The organism is Thermostichus sp. OS-CIW-26, assembly GCF_054058395.1.
The window spans coordinates 30,497-47,213 of sequence record NZ_JBSSAG010000002.1; the positions used below are offsets into that span (position 1 = coordinate 30,497).

A 16,717-nucleotide genomic window follows, 5' to 3' on the forward strand; every position below is an offset into this window, starting at 1 on the left:
GTCCAGCGTATCATTGACTAGAGTCATGCTCTCGCCTGCGGATCCCGTAGCCGGAAGAAGTCCCTATTAGCAAGCTTCTCATCTATTCGCCTCTCTCCGCTCTCGGAGAAGGGCTATTGTGGTTGCTGGATAAGGGGCGCATCTCAGCGGTGACGGGCATCGAGGATAAACAGAGCACTGCCTACGACGAACAGGAGACTGGCTCCTATTCCCAGCAGGGTTTGGACAACCTTTAGATTGAGAAGGGTTGGAGCTGCGGGATCCCACGGAGGGGGGTCGCTACCCAAGGTCATCACCTCGCTCGCCGCAAACAGGCCACTCCCCAGCAAAAACAACCAACTGGCCAACTCGTAGCGGTGGTTGCCTCTCATGTCTTCTCCGACTGCAAGTGTTCGTAGGCTTGAGCAGCGGCGGCCATTTCCGCAGCCTTTTTCGAGCGACCTTCACCGCGGCCCCAGCACCGCCCTTGCCCCCAAACTTCCATGGTGAAATGAGGGGGATGCTCCTGGGCGGCCACCAGGCGGTATTCGGGCAGGCTACCCCAAAGGCGTTGGGTCAGTTCTTGCAAGGCTGCTTTGGGGTTGCGCCGAGTGGGGTCTTGGAACCATTGCTCCACTCGTCGGTGTAAGTAGGGATCCAGCCAGGGATGCAGCCTGGGCAGCGTGTAAATACCCCAACTGAGATAAAAAGCCCCAAGCAGAGCCTCGAAAGCATCCGCCAGCCGCCGACCCCGTCCGGCCAAGTCGTTTTGCGAGCTGGATCCCACCTCCAGGTAGCGATCCAAGCCGTGCAGATCCGCCAGTTCTGCCAGGTAAGCATCGCTGGTCAGGTCGGAGCGAATCGCGGTCAGCTCTCCCACCGACAGATGGGGATAGGACTGAAACAAGAATTCCGTAACCAAAATTCGCAGGACAGAATCCCCCAACAACTCCAGCCGATCGTTGTTCCGCTGGCCATCCAGAGAAGGGTGAATCAGAGCCTGATCCAGCAGATCCCAACGCAGTTGTTCCAGCAAAGCCGGATCCCTGAATCCAAGACGAGCCAGCAAATGCTCCAAGGCACGGCGACGGGACGGGATCAACTCAACCATACCATCAGGATACTGACGTTGCCTTAGCGGTCAGAACTGCACAGCTTAGGCCCATTTTGACCTGAGCCATCTCACCCAGGCCGGGATCCCCGCTCAGGCGGTAAGCCAGCTATGCTACAGGAGTAGTATAGGCTTTTCGAGGGAGGATCCCTGCATGCCCATTCGCGCCCATTCCCCCATTCCCACGACCCAGATGGAAGTGACCAGCATTCGGCTGGAACGTGAGCTGAAGCAGCGACTGAAGGCGTTGGCCGGAAATCAGGGTTACCAGGCCCTCATACGGGAAATTCTTTGGAGTTATGTCCTGCGTCACTGATACATTCACGCTGAACTCTCCTGAACATGGTTCAGGAAAGAAGCGATCGCATCCTGCCTATCTCTGAGCAGGAAGGCGGTATCCCGCAAAGCCCTGAGGAATACCCCCCGAGCGCTTTCCCCCTTCACTTCCCGGCAACCGTTGCGGTGGACTCAAGGATCAGGGGGAAACTTGGTCTACTATATCCCTCTCAATGACTTTTGCCAAACCGCCTAAAGCTCAGTAAATTCAGCAAAGTTCAGGGTTTTGGGGGTTAGAGGCATGCTCTCAAGGGGCTGCTGCCCTCAGTCCTGAGGATATTCGGGCCAGCTTCCCGGCCACGGCCCACCAAGCCCAATGCTGTGCTCTCACCGGACGGGCCATTCAACCGCAAGAGCCCATGCTGCTGGGGTGGACCACCGATGGAAAGTTCGTCGCCCTCAGCTCCTCCTGCTTTTAAGTTTTGGAGTCTCTCTCCAGTTGGCGAAGGGATCCAACCGGCACGAGTGCCCATCCGTTTAGATGCCACGAAGTTCTCGATATTTTCTGGCCCGTTCCTCGGCTGGATCGGGGGCTTGAGCTTTGGCAACTGCCTCCTCCAGTTGGGCCATCACCGTCTCTGCCGGTTCAGCGGAGCGGACGACGTAAAACATTAGGTTAATGGCTTCGTTGGCCGTCAGTTTGAGGGTTTCTTTTCCTTTGGGCACCAGCGCGATCTTGCCATCTGTGGTTGTGATGGCTGTATGGGATCCCTTAGCCAGAATCTCCCCAGCTTTTTCCAGAGTGACAAGCATATCCGTAGCTCACGGCAGCAGGACATCTACTATCCTATCGAATGTCTTGGGGCAAACGTTCCAGAAGGGTCTAAGCCATTTGGCGGATTGGGTGGGTTCATCATGGGTTGCCATGCTCTGCCAGCCAAGCATACAAGTGGGGAAACAACTTTTGATTGGCTCCCGGGAAGGGAAATTCCGACAGTTCCGCCGGGCTGACCCAGCGCACCTCGCTACATTGCAGGGCTTGGGCTTCTCCGCCCAGGTAGCGGCAGATAAAAGCAATAAGAGTAACGGTGAAATGGGTGTAGGCATGTTCGATGGTGGCCAGCGGTGCGACCACCTCGATGTCGATGCCGATTTCTTCCTTCACCTCCCGCACTACACACTCAGCAGCCGTTTCTCCCGGCTCGATTTTCCCTCCGGGAAACTCCCACAGCCCACTGAGCATTGAGCTTTCCAGTCGTCGATCGATAAGGATTTCTTTTCCCCGCAGAACAATGGCAACCGCGATTTGCTTATGAGGACGGGAGGCACGGGGTGCAGACATAGGCAATTGTTGGTGTTGACCTCGATTGTAGGCGCTGCAATCCGCTTGCCAAGGGCACTGGCCACAGTGAGGCTTTTTGGGACGACAGACGGTAGCTCCCAAATCCATCAGGGCTTGGTTAAAAGCCCGTGGCTGCACGGGATCCAACAATTGCTGGGAAAGCTGCCACAACAGGGGCAGACACTGGGCCGGAGGCTGTTGCAAAGCCACCAAGCGAGCCAACACCCGCTTAACGTTGCCATCCAAAATGGGCAAAGGCTGATCGAAGGCAGCGCTGAGAATGCCGCCAGCCGTGGTGCGCCCGATCCCCGGCAGAGCCAGCACCTGCTCCAAATCCCTGGGGAACTCACCGTTTCGCTCCCGCATCAAAATTTGGGCAGCTTTGTGCAAGTTCAGGGCCCGCCGATAGTAGCCCAGGCCCTCCCACAGTTTCAGCACCTGCTGCTGGGGGGCTGCCGCCAGTGCTGGGATCCCGGGCAGGGTTTGCATCCAGCGCTGAAAGTAGGGGATAACTGTTGCCACCTGGGTTTGCTGTAACATCACTTCCGAAACCCAAATGGCGTAGGGATCCCGGGTGCGGCGCCAGGGCAGATCCCGCCCGTGTTCACGGTACCAACGCTGAAGAGACTGCCGCAAGCGTTGCAAAGAAGCCTCGTCCCAATTCCCTACCTTGTCCGGGAGGCTTGCAGCGCAGGAAAAGCTGCCCTTAGCTTCTGGAAGAGGCTGAGACTCAAGCTGCGTAAGCAAAGTGCAAAGCCCACCAGATCAGGGCCGAAACCACACCGGCCACAATTCCTGCCGAGATCAAAACGACAATTGGGCTATCTGCCCCCTTGAACTTCATAATGCCGCGATTGTAGTCAGCCATCCTTGCCTCCTACCAGCTCTGGCGTTGGGGTTGTCAGGGATGTTGATCGGGATCCAGATCTGCCAGCTCTATTCACAGGGAAAGCTGTGGCGAAGATGTCCCAGTAGAGGTGCTCCGCACCGCCGGCGCAAACATGCCTGGGGAGAAGCACCGTCCTCGGTCATGCATGATACAACCTTAGCATGGAACAGACTTTGACCCTGGTGATTTGGACTGTTTGGAATAACCAGAAGCTAGGCAACCCGCAGGACTAACCGGTCTGCTTCCCACTGTCGAAATAGGTTGAGAAGGTGGTCGGCTCTCTCTTCATGGGCAGCCAGGATCTCAGCGCCAGAACGGGCTTGATTGGCCAAGGGCAGCAGCAGCTCCACCACTTGGTAGCGGGTAGAGGCTATCATCTTGCCCGGGATGCGGGCGATAGGCCAGAAAATATCCATCTTCTGGGTCAGGATCTGGGCCGGATCCAGCTTGCCCAACAGATCTGAAAAGGGGATTTTTTGATCCCAGTAGCGCACGCTGCCATAGCGGACGAACAAGGGGTTGAGTTGCCAGCGGGAGCTCTTAAAAAATTCGACTGTAAAGGGATCCCAGTGGTCCACCTTTTTCCCTTGATGGCAACACCAGAAGAGATTTTGCGTGTGATACAGAGGCTCCAGATACTCCATGACCCGCAGTTGGTCGATGCGAGCGAGGGCCTCGTAGCGGCGGTGGAACTCCAGGTGGGTGGCGGCAATCAACGGCCTGGCATTCCAATAGTCCAAGTAGGGGGCTACATCGATAAACTCCAGCCCGGCTTGGGCAAGCAAGTCGGGAATCTCGCCGATGTCGAAAGGAATATCATTGGCATGGAAGAAATTATCGACAATGTTTTCATCTTGTCCATAGTATTCTTGGTGAGCCTTGGCGTGCTTGGCCAAAAGGGAATTGGGGCTGGCTCCCTTCAGCAGTTGCCGCACAAATTCGATCTTTTCTGGGGTTGCAGGTGGGGTGATGCCCAACAACTCCAAGGCTCGCCGAATGCGGTAGAGGTGCCAACGGCCTGAACGGTTGTAGAGCATCAGAGCCATCACCCCGTCGGCAGCTAGGCGCGAGGCCAAGTTCCTCAAAGCCTTGACGGGATCGGCAGTGTGGTGGATTACCCCGTAGGAGCTGATCATGTCGAAGCTGCCTTCGGGCCAAGTAGAGGGATCCAGCAGATCCCCGTACTGCACAGAGCAGTTGCGTAGGCCGTGGTGCTTAATTCGCTTTTGGGCAATCTCTAGGGCCGGGCGGCTGATGTCGATCCCGACCACCGACCCATAGCCGGGGTTGCTGGCGGCAATGCCATGCACCTCCCAGCCGGTGCCACACCCGGCCACCAAAAACCTGGATCCTGTGGGCTCTTGCAAGGTGCGGGTGCGGGCGTACTGCGCCAAGGTATAGCTGCCCAGACTGGAGAAGCCCTCAAAGGGCCGGTCGTAAGGAATAGGAGGGTAGGGGAACGTCTCGTACTGGGCCTGCACCGCCCGGGTAATCTCGGCTTCGCTCACCAAAAGCACTTCCTCCCACGCGTTCCCCCCCATCCTAAGGTCTTCTTGACGCTTTGAGCCGGGAGATCTTGCTGGGTTGCCCGTCTGAGAACCTGGCCCTTCACAGCCTGGTTGTAAACCCCGCCGGAGGCAGAGCGGGCGGGACGGAGTCCTCACAAAACCGAGTGAGGCAGGCGACCCTCTGCCGAGCCGTTGGCTAAGGCCCTGCCAGAGCGTGAGTTGCCCGCTTGTAGGCTTCCTCCAGCGTCTCTGCCAAGGTGGGGTGAACGTGCACCAAGCCGGCCAGTTCTCGCACCGTGGCCCGGCGAGCAATGGCCTGAGCTGCCTCGTGAATCAAATCCGCCGCATGGGGCCCGAAGATATGGGATCCCAGCAGTAGGCCGGTGCTCTTGTCAAAGACCAGCTTGACCATGCCCTCTGTCTCTCCCGAAGCAATGGCCTTGGAGTTGCCGCCAAAGTAGGTGCGCACCGTGCCCACGCTGTAGCCTTCCTCCTTGGCCTGAGGTTCGGTCAGCCCCACAAAACCCATTTCCGGGTGAGTGAACACCGCGGCCGGGATGCTGAGGTAGTCCATGTAGGCAGTACGGCCACAGATGTTTTCCACGGCCACTCTCCCCTGAGCTGCCGCCGCGTGGGCCAACATCATCTTGCCGGTCACATCCCCAATAGCCCAGAGGTGAGGCAAATCGGTGGCCATGCGGCTATCGACAGGAATAAACCCCCGTTTGCCGGTGTCGATGCCCAACTCGGCCAAGCCCAGCCCCTCTGAGACCGGGATCCGACCGGCAGCCACCAAGCAGCCATCCACCTGCAGCGTCTCGCCGTTGGAGAGGTGAATCGTTACTGGCTGGCCAGGGATCACCTGCTTGGCCGTGATCCCCACGTAGGTCTGGATTTGCCTGGGCTTAATCAGCACCCGCTGGGCCAGGCGGGCAATATCGGGGTCAAAGGCCGGCATCAGGGTCTCCAGGGCTTCGATGAGGATGACCTGGGATCCCAAGGCAGTGTAGATGTCGGCAAACTCCTGGCCAATGTAGCCACTGCCGATAATCGCTAGGCGCTCCGGGATCCACTCCAGCCGCACCGCCTCGTCGCTGGTGAACACCGTCCGGCCATCCACCTCGATGCCAGGGGGCACAAAGGGGCGGGAGCCCGTAGCAAGAATAACATCCTGCGCCGTGTAGGTATAGGATCCCTTCTCTTCCTGGACTTCCACCTGCTGGGGTGCCACCAACTTGCCCCGCCCTCTCAGGATTGTTACCCCCAGCCTCTCCAGGGAGCGGGTCATGTCGGCGCGGATTTTCTCCACCACTTGGGCAGCATGATTGGCAATAGCCTCTCGGTTCACCTGAAGGGATCCCACTTGGATGCCCAGCTCAGAGCTGTGTTGCAGTTCCCGCAGGCGTCCGGAGGCGGCCAAGAGAGCCTTGGAGGGGATGCAGCCGCGGTTGATGCAGGTGCCGCCCATTTCTGCACCTTCAACGATGGCGGTCTTCAGGCCAGATTCGACCGCATGTAAAGCAGCGCCGTGACCGCCGACGCCGGCACCGATGATGATCAAGTCAAAATCGAAGCTCATGGCGAGATTGGATAACCGGTGCTTCATTCTCTCATCTTGTCGGCCTTCCCAGAAACCAGGCTGAGAGCACCCAAACCATGGGGTAGCATAGGGTCGCTTGTAGCTGGGGGGGAGCGGGGGTACGCATGGAACTGCAAGCTTTGATTTTCGATGTGGACGGCACGCTGGCGGACACGGAGCGGGATGGCCATCGCGTGGCCTTCAACGCCGCCTTTGCCGAGGCAGGGCTGGACTGGCACTGGTCGGTGGAGCTGTACGGCCAGCTCTTGGCCATTACGGGAGGTAAAGAGCGCATTCGCCACTTTATCGACACCATTCAGCCGCCGCTGCTCCCTGGGGAAGATCTGGTGGCTCTGATTGCCCGGTTGCACCAGGCCAAAACCCGCCACTACACGGCTCTGTTGGCCAAAGGCGGGATCCCTTTGCGCCCCGGTGTCAAGCGGCTACTGCAGGAGGCCCAAGCTGCTGGGATCCGTCTAGCCATTGCCACCACCACCACGCCGGAAAATGTAACGGCCCTTTTGGAGCACGCGCTGCCGGAGAGCCTGAGCTGGTTTGAAGTGATCGCTGCCGGCGATATTGTCCCCGCCAAAAAGCCCGCCCCCGACATCTACTTCTACACCCTGGAACAGATGGGGCTGCCCCCTCAAGCCTGCCTGGCCTTTGAAGACTCGGAGAATGGGCTGCGCTCTGCCCAACAAGCGGGGGTCCCCACTGTGGTGACAGTAAACGACTATACCCGGGATCAGGATTTTTCCGGGGCAGCTTTGGTGTTGGATCACCTAGGGGATCCTGAGAATCCCTTTCGGGTGTTGGCGGGAACGGTGGGATCCCACCGCTACTTCACCCTGGAGTTGGCCTGCCAAGTCCATGCCCAAGCCATTCCCTCTGAGGTGGGAAACTGATGTCAGCAGCAGAGCTCCCAGACCTGCAGCAGCGCCTAGAGGCCCATCTGCGCCAGGTGGCCCAGCCGCGGGATCCCGACTGGTCGCCCTTGGGCCATCAGCAGGTGGAGCGCTACATCCAAGAGCAGCTCTCTGGCTGGGGATCCCTGGAGTCCTTCCCCTTTGAGGCCGGTGGCCGCCTGCACCGCAACTGGATCTTGAAATTGCCGGGATCCCGTTCTGGTCGCCCGCCCATTCTCATTGGGGCCCACTTCGACGCCGCTCCGGCAACCCCTGGAGCAGACGACAACGCCAGCGGCATAGCGGTGTTGCTGGAATTGGCCCGCCATTTTGCCGCCAACCCTGCCCCTTCCCCCCTGTGGCTGGTGGCTTTTGACCTGGAGGAGCGGGGAATGGTGGGCAGCACAGCCTACGCCCGCTTTCTTAAACAGCAGCGCCAGCCCCTGCGGCTGATGCTCTCTCTGGAGATGCTGGGCTACCGGGATCCCGCCCCCGGATCCCAGGACTATCCCGCCGGCCTTGAGAAGCTTTACCCCAACCGGGGAGATTACATTGGCCTTATTGGCAACTGGCCCACCTGGGGGGATCTGCTCAAGCTGCAGCGTGATTTTCAAAAAGTGGGGATCCCTTGCTGTTGGTTGTTGGCCGGGCAGCGAGGCTTGATCCTACCTGCCACTCGCCTGAGCGATCACTCCCCCTTTTGGGATGCGGGTTACCCTGCCGTTATGGTTACCGACACCGCCTTCTTGCGCAACCCTCACTACCACAAGCCAAGCGACACCCTCGAAACCCTAGATCAAGACTTCCTGACGGGGGTCTGCCAGGGCTTGATGGCCGGGATCCGCTTGCTGTAGCTCTTCCAAACACCACAGTCGTTCCGGCAGCAAGTAGCGTGCGTTGAATCCCAACTCCCCTCTCCTGGAAGGAGGCCAGGGGTAAGGATGGAATTGGCATCCTCAGTACGGAGATTTCTCCAGGGGGTTCGCGATTCTGCGACCGAGTCCTTTGCTGAAGAGGGGAGACAATAGACGAGAGTAGTAAGACGAGAGTAGTAGCAGGGAAAAGGTTAAAAAACCTGCCTTGGCACTGTAAAACTCAGCAGGAGATTGCGTATGAGCGCTTTTGCCCAAGCTCCCAAAAAGTGTGCCTCCGCCGCTTTCAAAGAAGAGGGCAAGCTGCAAGAGTGTATCCAGCGGCTTTTGAACCGTGGCATTCCCAACGATCGCATCTCCATTATTGGCCGCAACTTTCAAACCGAAGCCAAAATTACCGGGTTTATCACCCGCAAAGAGGTGGTTCTGGACGGTCTGACCAATGGGGCCATCTATGGATCCCTGTTCGGATCCCTGCTGGGGCTGCTCACTGGCGTGGGGGTGCTGTTCATTCCCTTTTTGGGGGCAGTGGTGGCCGCTGGGCCTCTGGGAGCCGCTTTGTTGGGGGCAACGGGCGGCGCTTTGTACGGAGCACTGGGAGCGGGCCTGGGATCCGCCCTGATTGCCTTGGGTATGCCGCAGGAGAAAGCCGCCATCTACCAAACCCGGGTACAGGCGGGCGAGTTCTTGTTGGTGGTGCAAGTACCGGAAGAGAAGTCGGGCGAAATTTACTTGCTGCTGCAGAGTGCTGGCGGAGAGGAAGTTTCCATTGCCGACTTGAACTTGCCCGGTGAGCCAGAGGGAGACTTAACCCCAGAGAGCATCTCGCCGGAAATCCGCGCTGACCTCTCGGAAGAAGCGCAGCAAACCTTTGTGGAAGCCTACAACCAAGCCAAACAAGAGAGCAATAACTCCACCCATGCACTCCTCAAAGCTTGGGAAAAGGTCAAGCAAATTTTCACACGAGATGAGAAAGGGATCTTCTCCAAACGCAAGCCCTAGCCCAAAAAGTTTCCGAAGTAGCGAGAGCACAGTAAAGCGCCATCTCGCCGCTCTGCCTGTACGTGTTCTGGGTCTGCTCCAATTTTTTAGCTGCAACCTTATATCCTGAGAATAGCCCGAAAAACTCTAACCTAACCTTGCAGGGGTGAGCCTATGGCTGCAAGTGACTTCAAGGATTACTACAAGATCCTGGGCGTCAGCAGAGATGCCTCTGCCGAGGAAATCAAGCGCGTCTATCGCAAGTTGGCCCGCCAGTATCACCCCGACGTGAACCCCGGCAACAAGGCGGCAGAGGAGCGCTTCAAGGAGATCAACGAAGCCTACGAGGTGCTCTCTGATCCAGAGAAGCGGCGGCGCTACGACCAGTTTGGGCAGTACTGGCAGCGGGTGGGTACTGGTTCTGCTGCTGGAATGCCGGGCATGGAGGGCTTCGCCCAATACGCCAGCTTCGAGGAGTTTATCAACGAGCTGCTGGGCCGTATGGGCTCCCGCCGCAGCGGGTTCCAGGGCTTCGCCGGCGGCTTTGGGCCGTTTGTTTCGGTGGATTTGCCGGGGCAGGATGTGGAGGGCACTCTGGGTCTCAGCTGGGCAGAAGCTTTCCACGGCACCCAGAAACGGCTGAACCTAGATGGAGAAACGCTAACCATCCGCATTCCCCCCGGTGCCAAGCCGGGCAGTCGCATCCGCGTCAAGGGCAAAGGCCAGGTCAGCCCCTTTGGCGGGCCAAGAGGGGATCTCTACCTCACCCTGGAGCTGCCCCCCCATCCCTTCTTCCGCTTTGACGGAGACAACCTGCTCTGCGAGCTGCCCATTACTCCTGACGAGGCGGCTTTGGGAGGGACGGCGGAAGTTCCCACCCCCACGGGTCGCGTGCAACTGAGGATCCCTGCCGGGGTAGACAGCGGCCAAACCCTGCGGCTGCGGGGCCAAGGCTGGCGGGATCCCCAAGGCCAGCGGAGCGACCTGCTGGTGCGGCTGAAGGTGGTGGCACCCAAATCCCTTTCCCAGACCGAACGGGATCTCTACGAAAAGCTGCGCCAAAGCCGTAGCTGGGATCCCCGCGCCCACTTGCAGGAGGTGAGTCTATGAGTTTGGCCATTGTGCGGGTAGAAGAACGGCTCTATACCTTCGAGCAGGCCACGGAACTGCTGGGGATCCCTCCCCACCTGCTGGAATGGCTGCTGGCCCAAGGCTTAGTGGAGGCCGAGAGCAGCTACCTGACCCCCCAACAGCTCAGGCGGTTGTTGCAAATGAGCCGCCTACACCGAGACTTGGGGCTTAACTGGACGGGGGCAGCGATGGTCTTGGACATGGCTCAGGAAATTGCCCGGCTCAGGGGGCAACTGCGCCACTACCGCGGATTTTGAGGCTGCCCAGCTAACCCATCGAGGAGATAAACTTCGATGAACCCTATGGAACAGATCATCCGACGTAGCCAGGTGGTGGGCCTGCTGGCCCTCGATGGCAGCACTGCTACCGCATTGGGTACCGTAGAAGAAATCTGGGTTGACCCAACAGGGCGGGTATGCTACTTCACCAGCCAGCAGGGGTACACCCCCCTGGAGCAGATTTCTCTCATCGGGCCAGACGCGCTGCTGACCTACTCCACCGTTTTTGCTACCCCCCTAACCCCCATCAGCTCTCTTTACCGTCGCACAGTGCGCATTGGGAATCGAGAGGTCGGCTGGATTGAGGATTTTCTCTTTGACTGGGAGACCGGATCCATTGCCGCTTATATTCTGGGTGGCAGCATTGCCGAGCCTTGGGGGGGGCGCGCCGTTCTCCTGCCTGAGGATGTGGAAGCCATTGATGTGGACGCGGTGGTGGTTAAGGAGGATGCTCCGCAGCGGCTGAAATCGGAAGCAGAAGGCTTGAAGAACTTTTGGAGCGAAAAATCTCGGCAGGTGAAACAGCTTATCCAGCGCATGGGGGATCGCCTCAAGGCGTTGGTTGGCCCACAGGATCCGCCGGAGGTGGTGCGCGTTAAGGTGAAGCAGGTGCGGGACGAGCTGGCCAAAGGGGGCAAGTTCGATCTCTCCCTACTGGACGAGGCGGCAGAGTTTCTGCAACACAAGTGGGAAACCTGGCAACATCGCCTCAGCCGCGCCGCTCAGCGCATGCAGGCTGCCCTTCAGGCTGCTTGGGAGAAGCTGACCGAATAATTTTTCAACCTCTAGCCTACGGTCGCTACAGATGCTGCGAAGTTGATTCTTAACTCCCCTCTCCCTCTAAGGGGGCTGGGGGTGAGGGTCAGCAGCAGGGGGATTCCGTCCCACTGCGCCGTCGGAACTGTTGCAAACCCGTTGGAAATGGCCACCCTCGCCCAACTCTAGCTGACAGATGGCGGCCTTTTCCGCTAGAATTTGGGATCGCTGTCAATGCTCGGATCAGGTTTCAAGACCCCCGCAGGGCACCTGTACGGCAGGGAGAAAGATGACTTACGCAATTGTGGAAACCGGCGGTAAGCAGCTTTGGGTGGAGCCGGGGCGTTTTTACGAGGTCGATCGCCTGGCAGAAGTGGAGGAGAACAGCCCCTTCGATTTGTCTCGTGTGCTGTTGATCAACCACGAGGGACAAATCACGTTGGGGCATCCCTACGTTTCGGAGGCGGTCGTCAGGGCACGGGTTTTACAGCATCGGCGCGGCGATAAAATCATCGTCTACAAGATGAGGCCAAAGAAAAAGACCCGCAAAAAGAGGGGCCATCGGCAACCGCTGACCCGTCTGCTGATCGAGTCTATTGAACTCAATGGGGTGCCCCTAGCCACGGCACCATCCCGTACGGAAGCGGCTCCAGAGTCTAACCCAGAGGCAGCCCCTTCGGCAGCGGCGACAGGGATCCCTGCGGATGAGGAATAAACTCTGAACTCAGGTGTCCTGAATCCCGATTTCTTTATCTTGTTGTTGATCATGCAGTTGCATAGGAGGCGTTATGGCTCATAAGAAGGGAACGGGCAGCACTCGCAACGGTCGAGATTCCAATGCCAAGCGGCTGGGGGTGAAGCGCTATGGGGGCGAGCTGGTGCATCCCGGCCACATTCTGGTCAGGCAGCGGGGCACCAAGTTTCACCCAGGGGTGAACGTGCGCATCGGCGGCGACGACACCTTGTATTCTGTGGTCACCGGCATTGTGACTTTTGAGCGCTATGGCAAGTGGCGGCAAAAGGTGAGTGTCTACCCAGCTGAGGTGGCTGCCCAGTAGGGAAAGGCCCAGCTTTGAAACTGCCTGGGAGAGCATGACTCTAGTCAATAATAAGCTCAACTATACTGAAAATAATGTATAATATGTTCAGTACGGATTACTACCAGTTGATCTTTCTGTTTACTTTCGAGTCTGCCAACATGGTAGCCAAAGCAAAGCAGAAAATTGGTAGTAAGACGACACGGAAACTGCGCTTTGGGTATTCTACTCAAAGCTTTGCGGGATACCGCCATTCTGGTTGGAAACAAACAGAATGCTATCGCTGCATAGTTGAACAGTGATGTTCAGCAGTGCTCAGCGTAAATGTATCAGTTTCTTCCGCAAGAGAAGATTCTCGCTTCTGTCGACCAAGCTGCTTGCCGGGCTGAAAACTGTCTGCTCCAGAGCAGACAGGGTTTTGCTGTTGCTGATTCCTGAACTTTTTTCGTTCTTGAGGATTGGGGCCAGCCGGAAGAGAAGAGGAGCTAGGGATCCCTGACCCTTCAAGGGCGAAAATGGCAAAAGCGTGGAAGGCAGAAAGCTGATGCGGGTGTATCTGTTTCGCTGGGCAGGGTTGCTTCACCTCATTGCCGGGGTGATGTACCTCTACTGGCGACTGACAGCCGGGTTGATGGATTTGGGATCCCTTTTGTTTTGGGGGGCAGAGCTGTATGTTTGGCTGGCAGCGGTGGGCTTCACCCTCAGCCGCTATCCCCAGGTGCCGAGAGAGACGATCCCATCCCCGGAGGTTCTGCGGCGGTCGTTTTTCCAGTTACCGCGAGTGGATGTGCTGGTGATGCGCCAGTGGGATTCCGTAGAGGCAACCCGGCAGACGGTGCTCTCGGCTCTGCACCTCGACTACCCGTGGGAGCGGTTGTTTGTCCACATTGTGGATCGGGTAGAGGATGAGGAGATGGCCAAGGCGGCCCGGGCCATTCCCTGCGAATACTGGGCCTGCCCTAGCCCCACAGCCGACCCCCTGGCTTACGCGATGGGATCCCCTCATATCCAAGGGGAGTATCTCCTCCTAGTACAGCCGGGCCATTTTCTCGAGCGGGACTTCCTGTGGCAGACCTTGCCCCACTTTTACGACTCGCCGGAGCGGGCTCCCATCGCCAATCGTATCGGGTTTGTGCAGGCGATGCTGCGCACCCTAGGCCAGCCCAGAGCCGTTCACCCCCTGCAACAGCTTTTGGCGGTGGGATCCGAAGGGTATCAGGCGGCACCCCTGTTGGGTTCTGGCTGTCTCATCCGGCGCAAGGCTTTGGAAGGGATCCCGCAGATCGACATTCGCCGCCCTGTGCAGTTGGGGTGTCAGATGCACTGCCGCGGCTGGCAGTCTCAATTGGTTCGCCAAACCCAGGTTACGGGTGTTTTGTTGCCCTTGCGCAACCGCCGCGTTGCTTTGCTGGCTTTGTTTTCGGCCTTGAGGGAAAACCCCTTTTGGGGCAAGCCGACCACACAGCAGCAGCGCTTTCAATACCTGTGGCTGGCCCTCTGGGCTGCCGGTGGGATGGCGGAGCTGGTCTACTTGGCGGTGCCGATGGTCTTTCTCTGCACGGGGTGGATGCCGGTGCCGGCCTTTGACCGGGTCTTCTTCGCGTGGTTTTTGCCTTATGCTCTCCTAGGGCGCATCAGTTGGCTCTTGGCCTTTCCCCCCCATCTGTGGGGGGCAGCTTGGCAGTCGGAACGGCAGACGGGCAGCCAGTTTTTTCAGTCCATCCAGGCGCTGGTGCAAAGTCTGCAGGGAGTGCCCCCCTATCCCGAGCAGCCTTCCCAGCTCTCCTTAGGACCTCAGGCTCTGGCTATTGTGCTGACTTTTCTGGCTATGGGGGTGGGATCCCTGCGTTCTGCCGGCAGTTGGGATCCCTCTTGGCCTGAGCTGCTGTTTGGCTTGGTCTGGGCCTTCTACAACCTGATGATCCTGACGGTGCGCCCCGACGATCACGATTTTGCCGGCTTTGCTTTTCCCAGCAGCAGCGCCGCTGCGGCGACAGAAGAGAGCGCCGACCCATAGGCTGCCAAGCCAAGACAAGTTCATCGCAAAACCAAATCCCCACATCCATTCAGCTGCTGCATGGATGAAATGGCAGGCTGCCGCGGCAGATGGTGGGCAAACGCTATGCTGTGAGAAGTGTAAGATAAGTGGATCGGCACAGGTTGTCTCCAACTCTCCGGGGAGGTGTACCGGTGGAGAGGGGGGATCCCTGGCCAAGTCGCCCCTCCTGTTTGCAGGATTGAACGCGGTCTTCTAGGTTCAGAACGACACACCTGTGGAGTCAGAGAGACCCCCCCTTCGACTGCTCCCCCTGGGTACGGATCCCTGGCAGCAGGGCTGTGCCTATTGGCTGGAGATGGGATCCCACCGTTTGCTTCTCGATTGCGGGTTGCCCGCTCCTGCCCTCTTTAAGGCTCTGCCAGGGATCCCGGATGCGGTAATCTGCAGCCATGCTCACTTTGACCATGTGCAAGGGCTACCTGCTTTTCATCGTCGTTACCCTCAGGTACCTCTCTACGCCACGCCGGTGACTGCTCATTTGGCCGCTGGTCTGTGGGAGTGTGGCGTTTGGCCAGGCTACGACCGGGACATTCGCTTTCCCCCCTTTCGGGCGCTGCCTTTGGGCCGGGCGCGAGAGATTTTGCCCCATCTGATGCTCACTTTCTTTGCGGCTGGGCATCTGCCGGGAGCGGCGGCAACCCTGCTGCAAAATACCCAAACCACTCCGGCCCAAGCCTGCGTGTACACGGGCGACTGTTCCCTGGCCTCAACTCGCTTTGCCCCCGGCTTGGATCTCATTGCTTTGCGCCACTGGCAGCCGGACGTGTTGCTCATCGAGGCTTCGCTGGGATCCACCCGCCATCCACCCCGTCGTCACCTGGAAAATCGCCTGGTGGAGCGGTTGCTCAGCGCCTTGGAAGCGGGGCAAACGGTGCTGTTTCCCCTGCCAGTGTTGGGGTTGGGGCAGGAGCTGATCTTTCTCCTCAAAGCCCACCACCGCTTTACCCAAGCCCCCCAAGAGCTCAAGATATGGGTGGCGCCGGGGCTGGCGGCAGGCTGCAATCTCTACGAGCGCTTGCTCACCTACCTGCCGGAGCCGGTGCGCAATTTCGCCACCTACCAGCCCTTGTTCTGGGAAGACCGCCTGCAGCCGCGGGTTCAGCCCCTTACCGAAGCGGATCCTCTGCCCCAAGGCTTGCTGCTGTGCGACGCCGATGCCGGGCCTGAGGCTTGGGATCCAATTTGGTCGAGGTTGTTGGCCCAACCGCAGCGCTCCTGTCTGCTGGTGCGGCTGCCGGAAGTGGAGCTGGCCACCCCATTTGAGCGTTGGCCGGCGCCGCTGCGCTCCCGCATTGCCGTTGAATGGATAACCTGGCACAGCCACAACGATGTCGGGCATCTCACCCAGATCATCCACACCTTTCGCCCCCAGCATTTGGTCTTGGTTCACGCCGACCCCAAGCAGGCTCAGGATCTGGCGGATCTGCCGGAGCTGTGCAATCGCTACCATGTCCACTGCCCTCAGCCTGGGCATTGGCTGGAGTTGCCCGATGGCCGCCTGCAAACCCCGGTCAAGCTCCCGGATTCTCCTGCCGAGGTCACGGATCCCGCTGTGCGCTACGAGGGGGAGGTGGAAGAAGTTTGGCAGGAGCAGGGGTCGCCGCGGACTTTGGCGGGGGTACAGGTGCGTCTGCCCCCCCAGATTACCCAGGATCCCCGTTGGCTGGCCTGGGCCGATACCGGCCTGGTGGAAGCCCGCTGGCAGGGATCCGAACTGGTGCTGCGCGGCCTTTCTCCACGGGAGCTGATCCGCCCGGCAGAGGCTGCCCCTTCTCCAGCAGGGATCGTGCCGCGTCCAAAACAGCCTTCTGTATCCAGTCATCACGGTGGCAAAAAGTGCCAAAATTGTCGCTTTGCCCGCCAGATCTTGACTTCCCAAGCCCAAGCCTTTCGCTGCGATCAGGAACGCTCTCCCCTCTACCGCCTCAGGGTGGATCCCCAGGGGAGCTGCCCCTACCATCAGCCGCAGGAGATCCGCTCTTCCGGTTAGCCGTCAAGCCAGGGAAGCCCAAAG

Annotated in this window: 18 protein-coding genes; 11 read left to right on the forward strand and 7 right to left on the reverse strand. The window is 58.9% G+C overall.

Annotated features, from left to right (window positions below; translation table 11 throughout):
* Positions 1–143: 143 nt before the first annotated feature.
* Positions 144–371, reverse strand: a complete 228-nt coding sequence (locus tag ACVW0C_RS01160; protein ID WP_099816162.1) for a hypothetical protein — start codon at positions 369–371, stop codon at positions 144–146.
* Complete coding sequence (gene rnc / locus ACVW0C_RS01165) at positions 368–1,090, reverse strand: ribonuclease III (RefSeq protein ID WP_099813433.1); 723 nt, start codon at positions 1,088–1,090, stop codon at positions 368–370. Before rnc ends, ACVW0C_RS01160 begins: the two co-directional genes overlap by 4 nt.
* Before the next feature lie 154 nt (positions 1,091–1,244).
* On the opposite strand from rnc, the gene ACVW0C_RS01170 reads away from it, so the two are divergent.
* Complete coding sequence (locus ACVW0C_RS01170; RefSeq protein ID WP_457384166.1) at positions 1,245–1,406, forward strand: hypothetical protein; 162 nt, start codon at positions 1,245–1,247, stop codon at positions 1,404–1,406.
* 497 nt (positions 1,407–1,903) lie between these two features.
* Here ACVW0C_RS01170 and ACVW0C_RS01175 read toward each other — a convergent pair whose 3' ends face one another.
* From ACVW0C_RS01175 to lpdA, 5 genes are all read right to left on the reverse strand, one after another.
* Complete coding sequence (locus ACVW0C_RS01175; protein WP_011432394.1) at positions 1,904–2,179, reverse strand: hypothetical protein; 276 nt, start codon at positions 2,177–2,179, stop codon at positions 1,904–1,906.
* A 100-nt stretch (positions 2,180–2,279) separates the two neighbouring features.
* Positions 2,280–3,353 (reverse strand): A/G-specific adenine glycosylase, encoded by a 1,074-nt coding sequence (gene mutY / locus ACVW0C_RS01180; protein ID WP_457384067.1) that lies wholly within the window; start codon positions 3,351–3,353, stop codon positions 2,280–2,282.
* Between the two features lie 85 nt (positions 3,354–3,438).
* Positions 3,439–3,576, reverse strand: coding sequence for a hypothetical protein (locus ACVW0C_RS01185; RefSeq protein WP_011432392.1), 138 nt, complete (start codon positions 3,574–3,576; stop codon positions 3,439–3,441).
* A gap of 233 nt (positions 3,577–3,809) precedes the next feature.
* On the reverse strand, positions 3,810–5,105 hold the full coding sequence (locus tag ACVW0C_RS01190) for a class I SAM-dependent methyltransferase (RefSeq protein ID WP_457384068.1): 1,296 nt from the start codon (positions 5,103–5,105) through the stop codon (positions 3,810–3,812).
* 196 nt (positions 5,106–5,301) lie between these two features.
* Positions 5,302–6,684, reverse strand: coding sequence for a dihydrolipoyl dehydrogenase (gene lpdA / locus ACVW0C_RS01195; protein WP_457384159.1), 1,383 nt, complete (start codon positions 6,682–6,684; stop codon positions 5,302–5,304).
* A 125-nt stretch (positions 6,685–6,809) separates the two neighbouring features.
* Here lpdA and ACVW0C_RS01200 point away from each other — a divergent pair, with 125 nt between their 5' ends.
* The 10 genes from ACVW0C_RS01200 to ACVW0C_RS01245 all read left to right on the forward strand — a co-directional run bounded on the left by ACVW0C_RS01200 (position 6,810) and on the right by ACVW0C_RS01245 (position 16,693).
* Complete coding sequence (locus ACVW0C_RS01200; protein ID WP_457384069.1) at positions 6,810–7,589, forward strand: HAD family hydrolase; 780 nt, start codon at positions 6,810–6,812, stop codon at positions 7,587–7,589.
* Complete coding sequence (locus ACVW0C_RS01205) at positions 7,589–8,443, forward strand: M28 family peptidase (protein WP_457384070.1); 855 nt, start codon at positions 7,589–7,591, stop codon at positions 8,441–8,443. Before ACVW0C_RS01200 ends, ACVW0C_RS01205 begins: the two co-directional genes overlap by 1 nt.
* A 258-nt stretch (positions 8,444–8,701) precedes the next feature.
* Complete coding sequence (locus tag ACVW0C_RS01210; protein WP_457384071.1) at positions 8,702–9,463, forward strand: ChaB family protein; 762 nt, start codon at positions 8,702–8,704, stop codon at positions 9,461–9,463.
* A gap of 153 nt (positions 9,464–9,616) precedes the next feature.
* Entirely contained in the window at positions 9,617–10,552 is a 936-nt protein-coding gene (locus tag ACVW0C_RS01215) for a DnaJ C-terminal domain-containing protein (protein WP_011432386.1), read from the forward strand.
* Positions 10,549–10,830 carry a chaperone modulator CbpM gene (locus ACVW0C_RS01220; protein ID WP_011432385.1) on the forward strand — a complete coding sequence of 94 codons (282 nt, stop codon included), beginning with the start codon at positions 10,549–10,551 and terminating at the stop codon, positions 10,828–10,830. The genes ACVW0C_RS01215 and ACVW0C_RS01220 overlap by 4 nt, the downstream gene beginning before the upstream one ends.
* Before the next feature lie 45 nt (positions 10,831–10,875).
* Complete coding sequence (locus tag ACVW0C_RS01225; RefSeq protein WP_457384160.1) at positions 10,876–11,625, forward strand: PRC-barrel domain-containing protein; 750 nt, start codon at positions 10,876–10,878, stop codon at positions 11,623–11,625.
* 271 nt (positions 11,626–11,896) lie between these two features.
* The gene (gene rplU / locus ACVW0C_RS01230; RefSeq protein WP_011432383.1) at positions 11,897–12,322 is read left to right on the forward strand and encodes a 50S ribosomal protein L21; all 426 of its coding nucleotides are present in this window, start codon (positions 11,897–11,899) and stop codon (positions 12,320–12,322) included.
* Between the two features lie 73 nt (positions 12,323–12,395).
* On the forward strand, positions 12,396–12,665 hold the full coding sequence (gene rpmA, locus ACVW0C_RS01235; RefSeq protein ID WP_011432382.1) for a 50S ribosomal protein L27: 270 nt from the start codon (positions 12,396–12,398) through the stop codon (positions 12,663–12,665).
* A 523-nt stretch (positions 12,666–13,188) separates the two neighbouring features.
* Positions 13,189–14,661 (forward strand): cellulose synthase, encoded by a 1,473-nt coding sequence (locus ACVW0C_RS01240; RefSeq protein WP_457384072.1) that lies wholly within the window; start codon positions 13,189–13,191, stop codon positions 14,659–14,661.
* 256 nt (positions 14,662–14,917) lie between these two features.
* Positions 14,918–16,693: an MBL fold metallo-hydrolase gene (locus ACVW0C_RS01245; protein WP_414387851.1), complete on the forward strand. Its 1,776-nt coding sequence runs from the start codon at positions 14,918–14,920 to the stop codon at positions 16,691–16,693.
* Positions 16,694–16,717 lie beyond the last annotated feature (24 nt).

What these genes read in the sequence shown, in the direction of transcription:
- ACVW0C_RS01185 (WP_011432392.1), bottom strand. Translation starts at nt 3,576, where the DNA reads ATGGCTGACTACAATCGCGGCATTATGAAGTTCAAGGGGGCAGATAGC.
- ACVW0C_RS01170 (WP_457384166.1), top strand. Translation starts at nt 1,245, where the DNA reads ATGCCCATTCGCGCCCATTCCCCCATTCCCACGACCCAGATGGAAGTG.
- ACVW0C_RS01220 (WP_011432385.1), top strand. Translation starts at nt 10,549, where the DNA reads ATGAGTTTGGCCATTGTGCGGGTAGAAGAACGGCTCTATACCTTCGAG.
- ACVW0C_RS01215 (WP_011432386.1), top strand. Translation starts at nt 9,617, where the DNA reads ATGGCTGCAAGTGACTTCAAGGATTACTACAAGATCCTGGGCGTCAGC.
- ACVW0C_RS01200 (WP_457384069.1), top strand. Translation starts at nt 6,810, where the DNA reads ATGGAACTGCAAGCTTTGATTTTCGATGTGGACGGCACGCTGGCGGAC.
- ACVW0C_RS01160 (WP_099816162.1), bottom strand. Translation starts at nt 371, where the DNA reads ATGAGAGGCAACCACCGCTACGAGTTGGCCAGTTGGTTGTTTTTGCTG.
- rnc (WP_099813433.1), bottom strand. Translation starts at nt 1,090, where the DNA reads ATGGTTGAGTTGATCCCGTCCCGTCGCCGTGCCTTGGAGCATTTGCTG.
- rpmA (WP_011432382.1), top strand. Translation starts at nt 12,396, where the DNA reads ATGGCTCATAAGAAGGGAACGGGCAGCACTCGCAACGGTCGAGATTCC.
- ACVW0C_RS01210 (WP_457384071.1), top strand. Translation starts at nt 8,702, where the DNA reads ATGAGCGCTTTTGCCCAAGCTCCCAAAAAGTGTGCCTCCGCCGCTTTC.
- ACVW0C_RS01205 (WP_457384070.1), top strand. Translation starts at nt 7,589, where the DNA reads ATGTCAGCAGCAGAGCTCCCAGACCTGCAGCAGCGCCTAGAGGCCCAT.
- lpdA (WP_457384159.1), bottom strand. Translation starts at nt 6,684, where the DNA reads ATGAGCTTCGATTTTGACTTGATCATCATCGGTGCCGGCGTCGGCGGT.
- rplU (WP_011432383.1), top strand. Translation starts at nt 11,897, where the DNA reads ATGACTTACGCAATTGTGGAAACCGGCGGTAAGCAGCTTTGGGTGGAG.
- ACVW0C_RS01175 (WP_011432394.1), bottom strand. Translation starts at nt 2,179, where the DNA reads ATGCTTGTCACTCTGGAAAAAGCTGGGGAGATTCTGGCTAAGGGATCC.
- ACVW0C_RS01240 (WP_457384072.1), top strand. Translation starts at nt 13,189, where the DNA reads ATGCGGGTGTATCTGTTTCGCTGGGCAGGGTTGCTTCACCTCATTGCC.
- ACVW0C_RS01225 (WP_457384160.1), top strand. Translation starts at nt 10,876, where the DNA reads ATGGAACAGATCATCCGACGTAGCCAGGTGGTGGGCCTGCTGGCCCTC.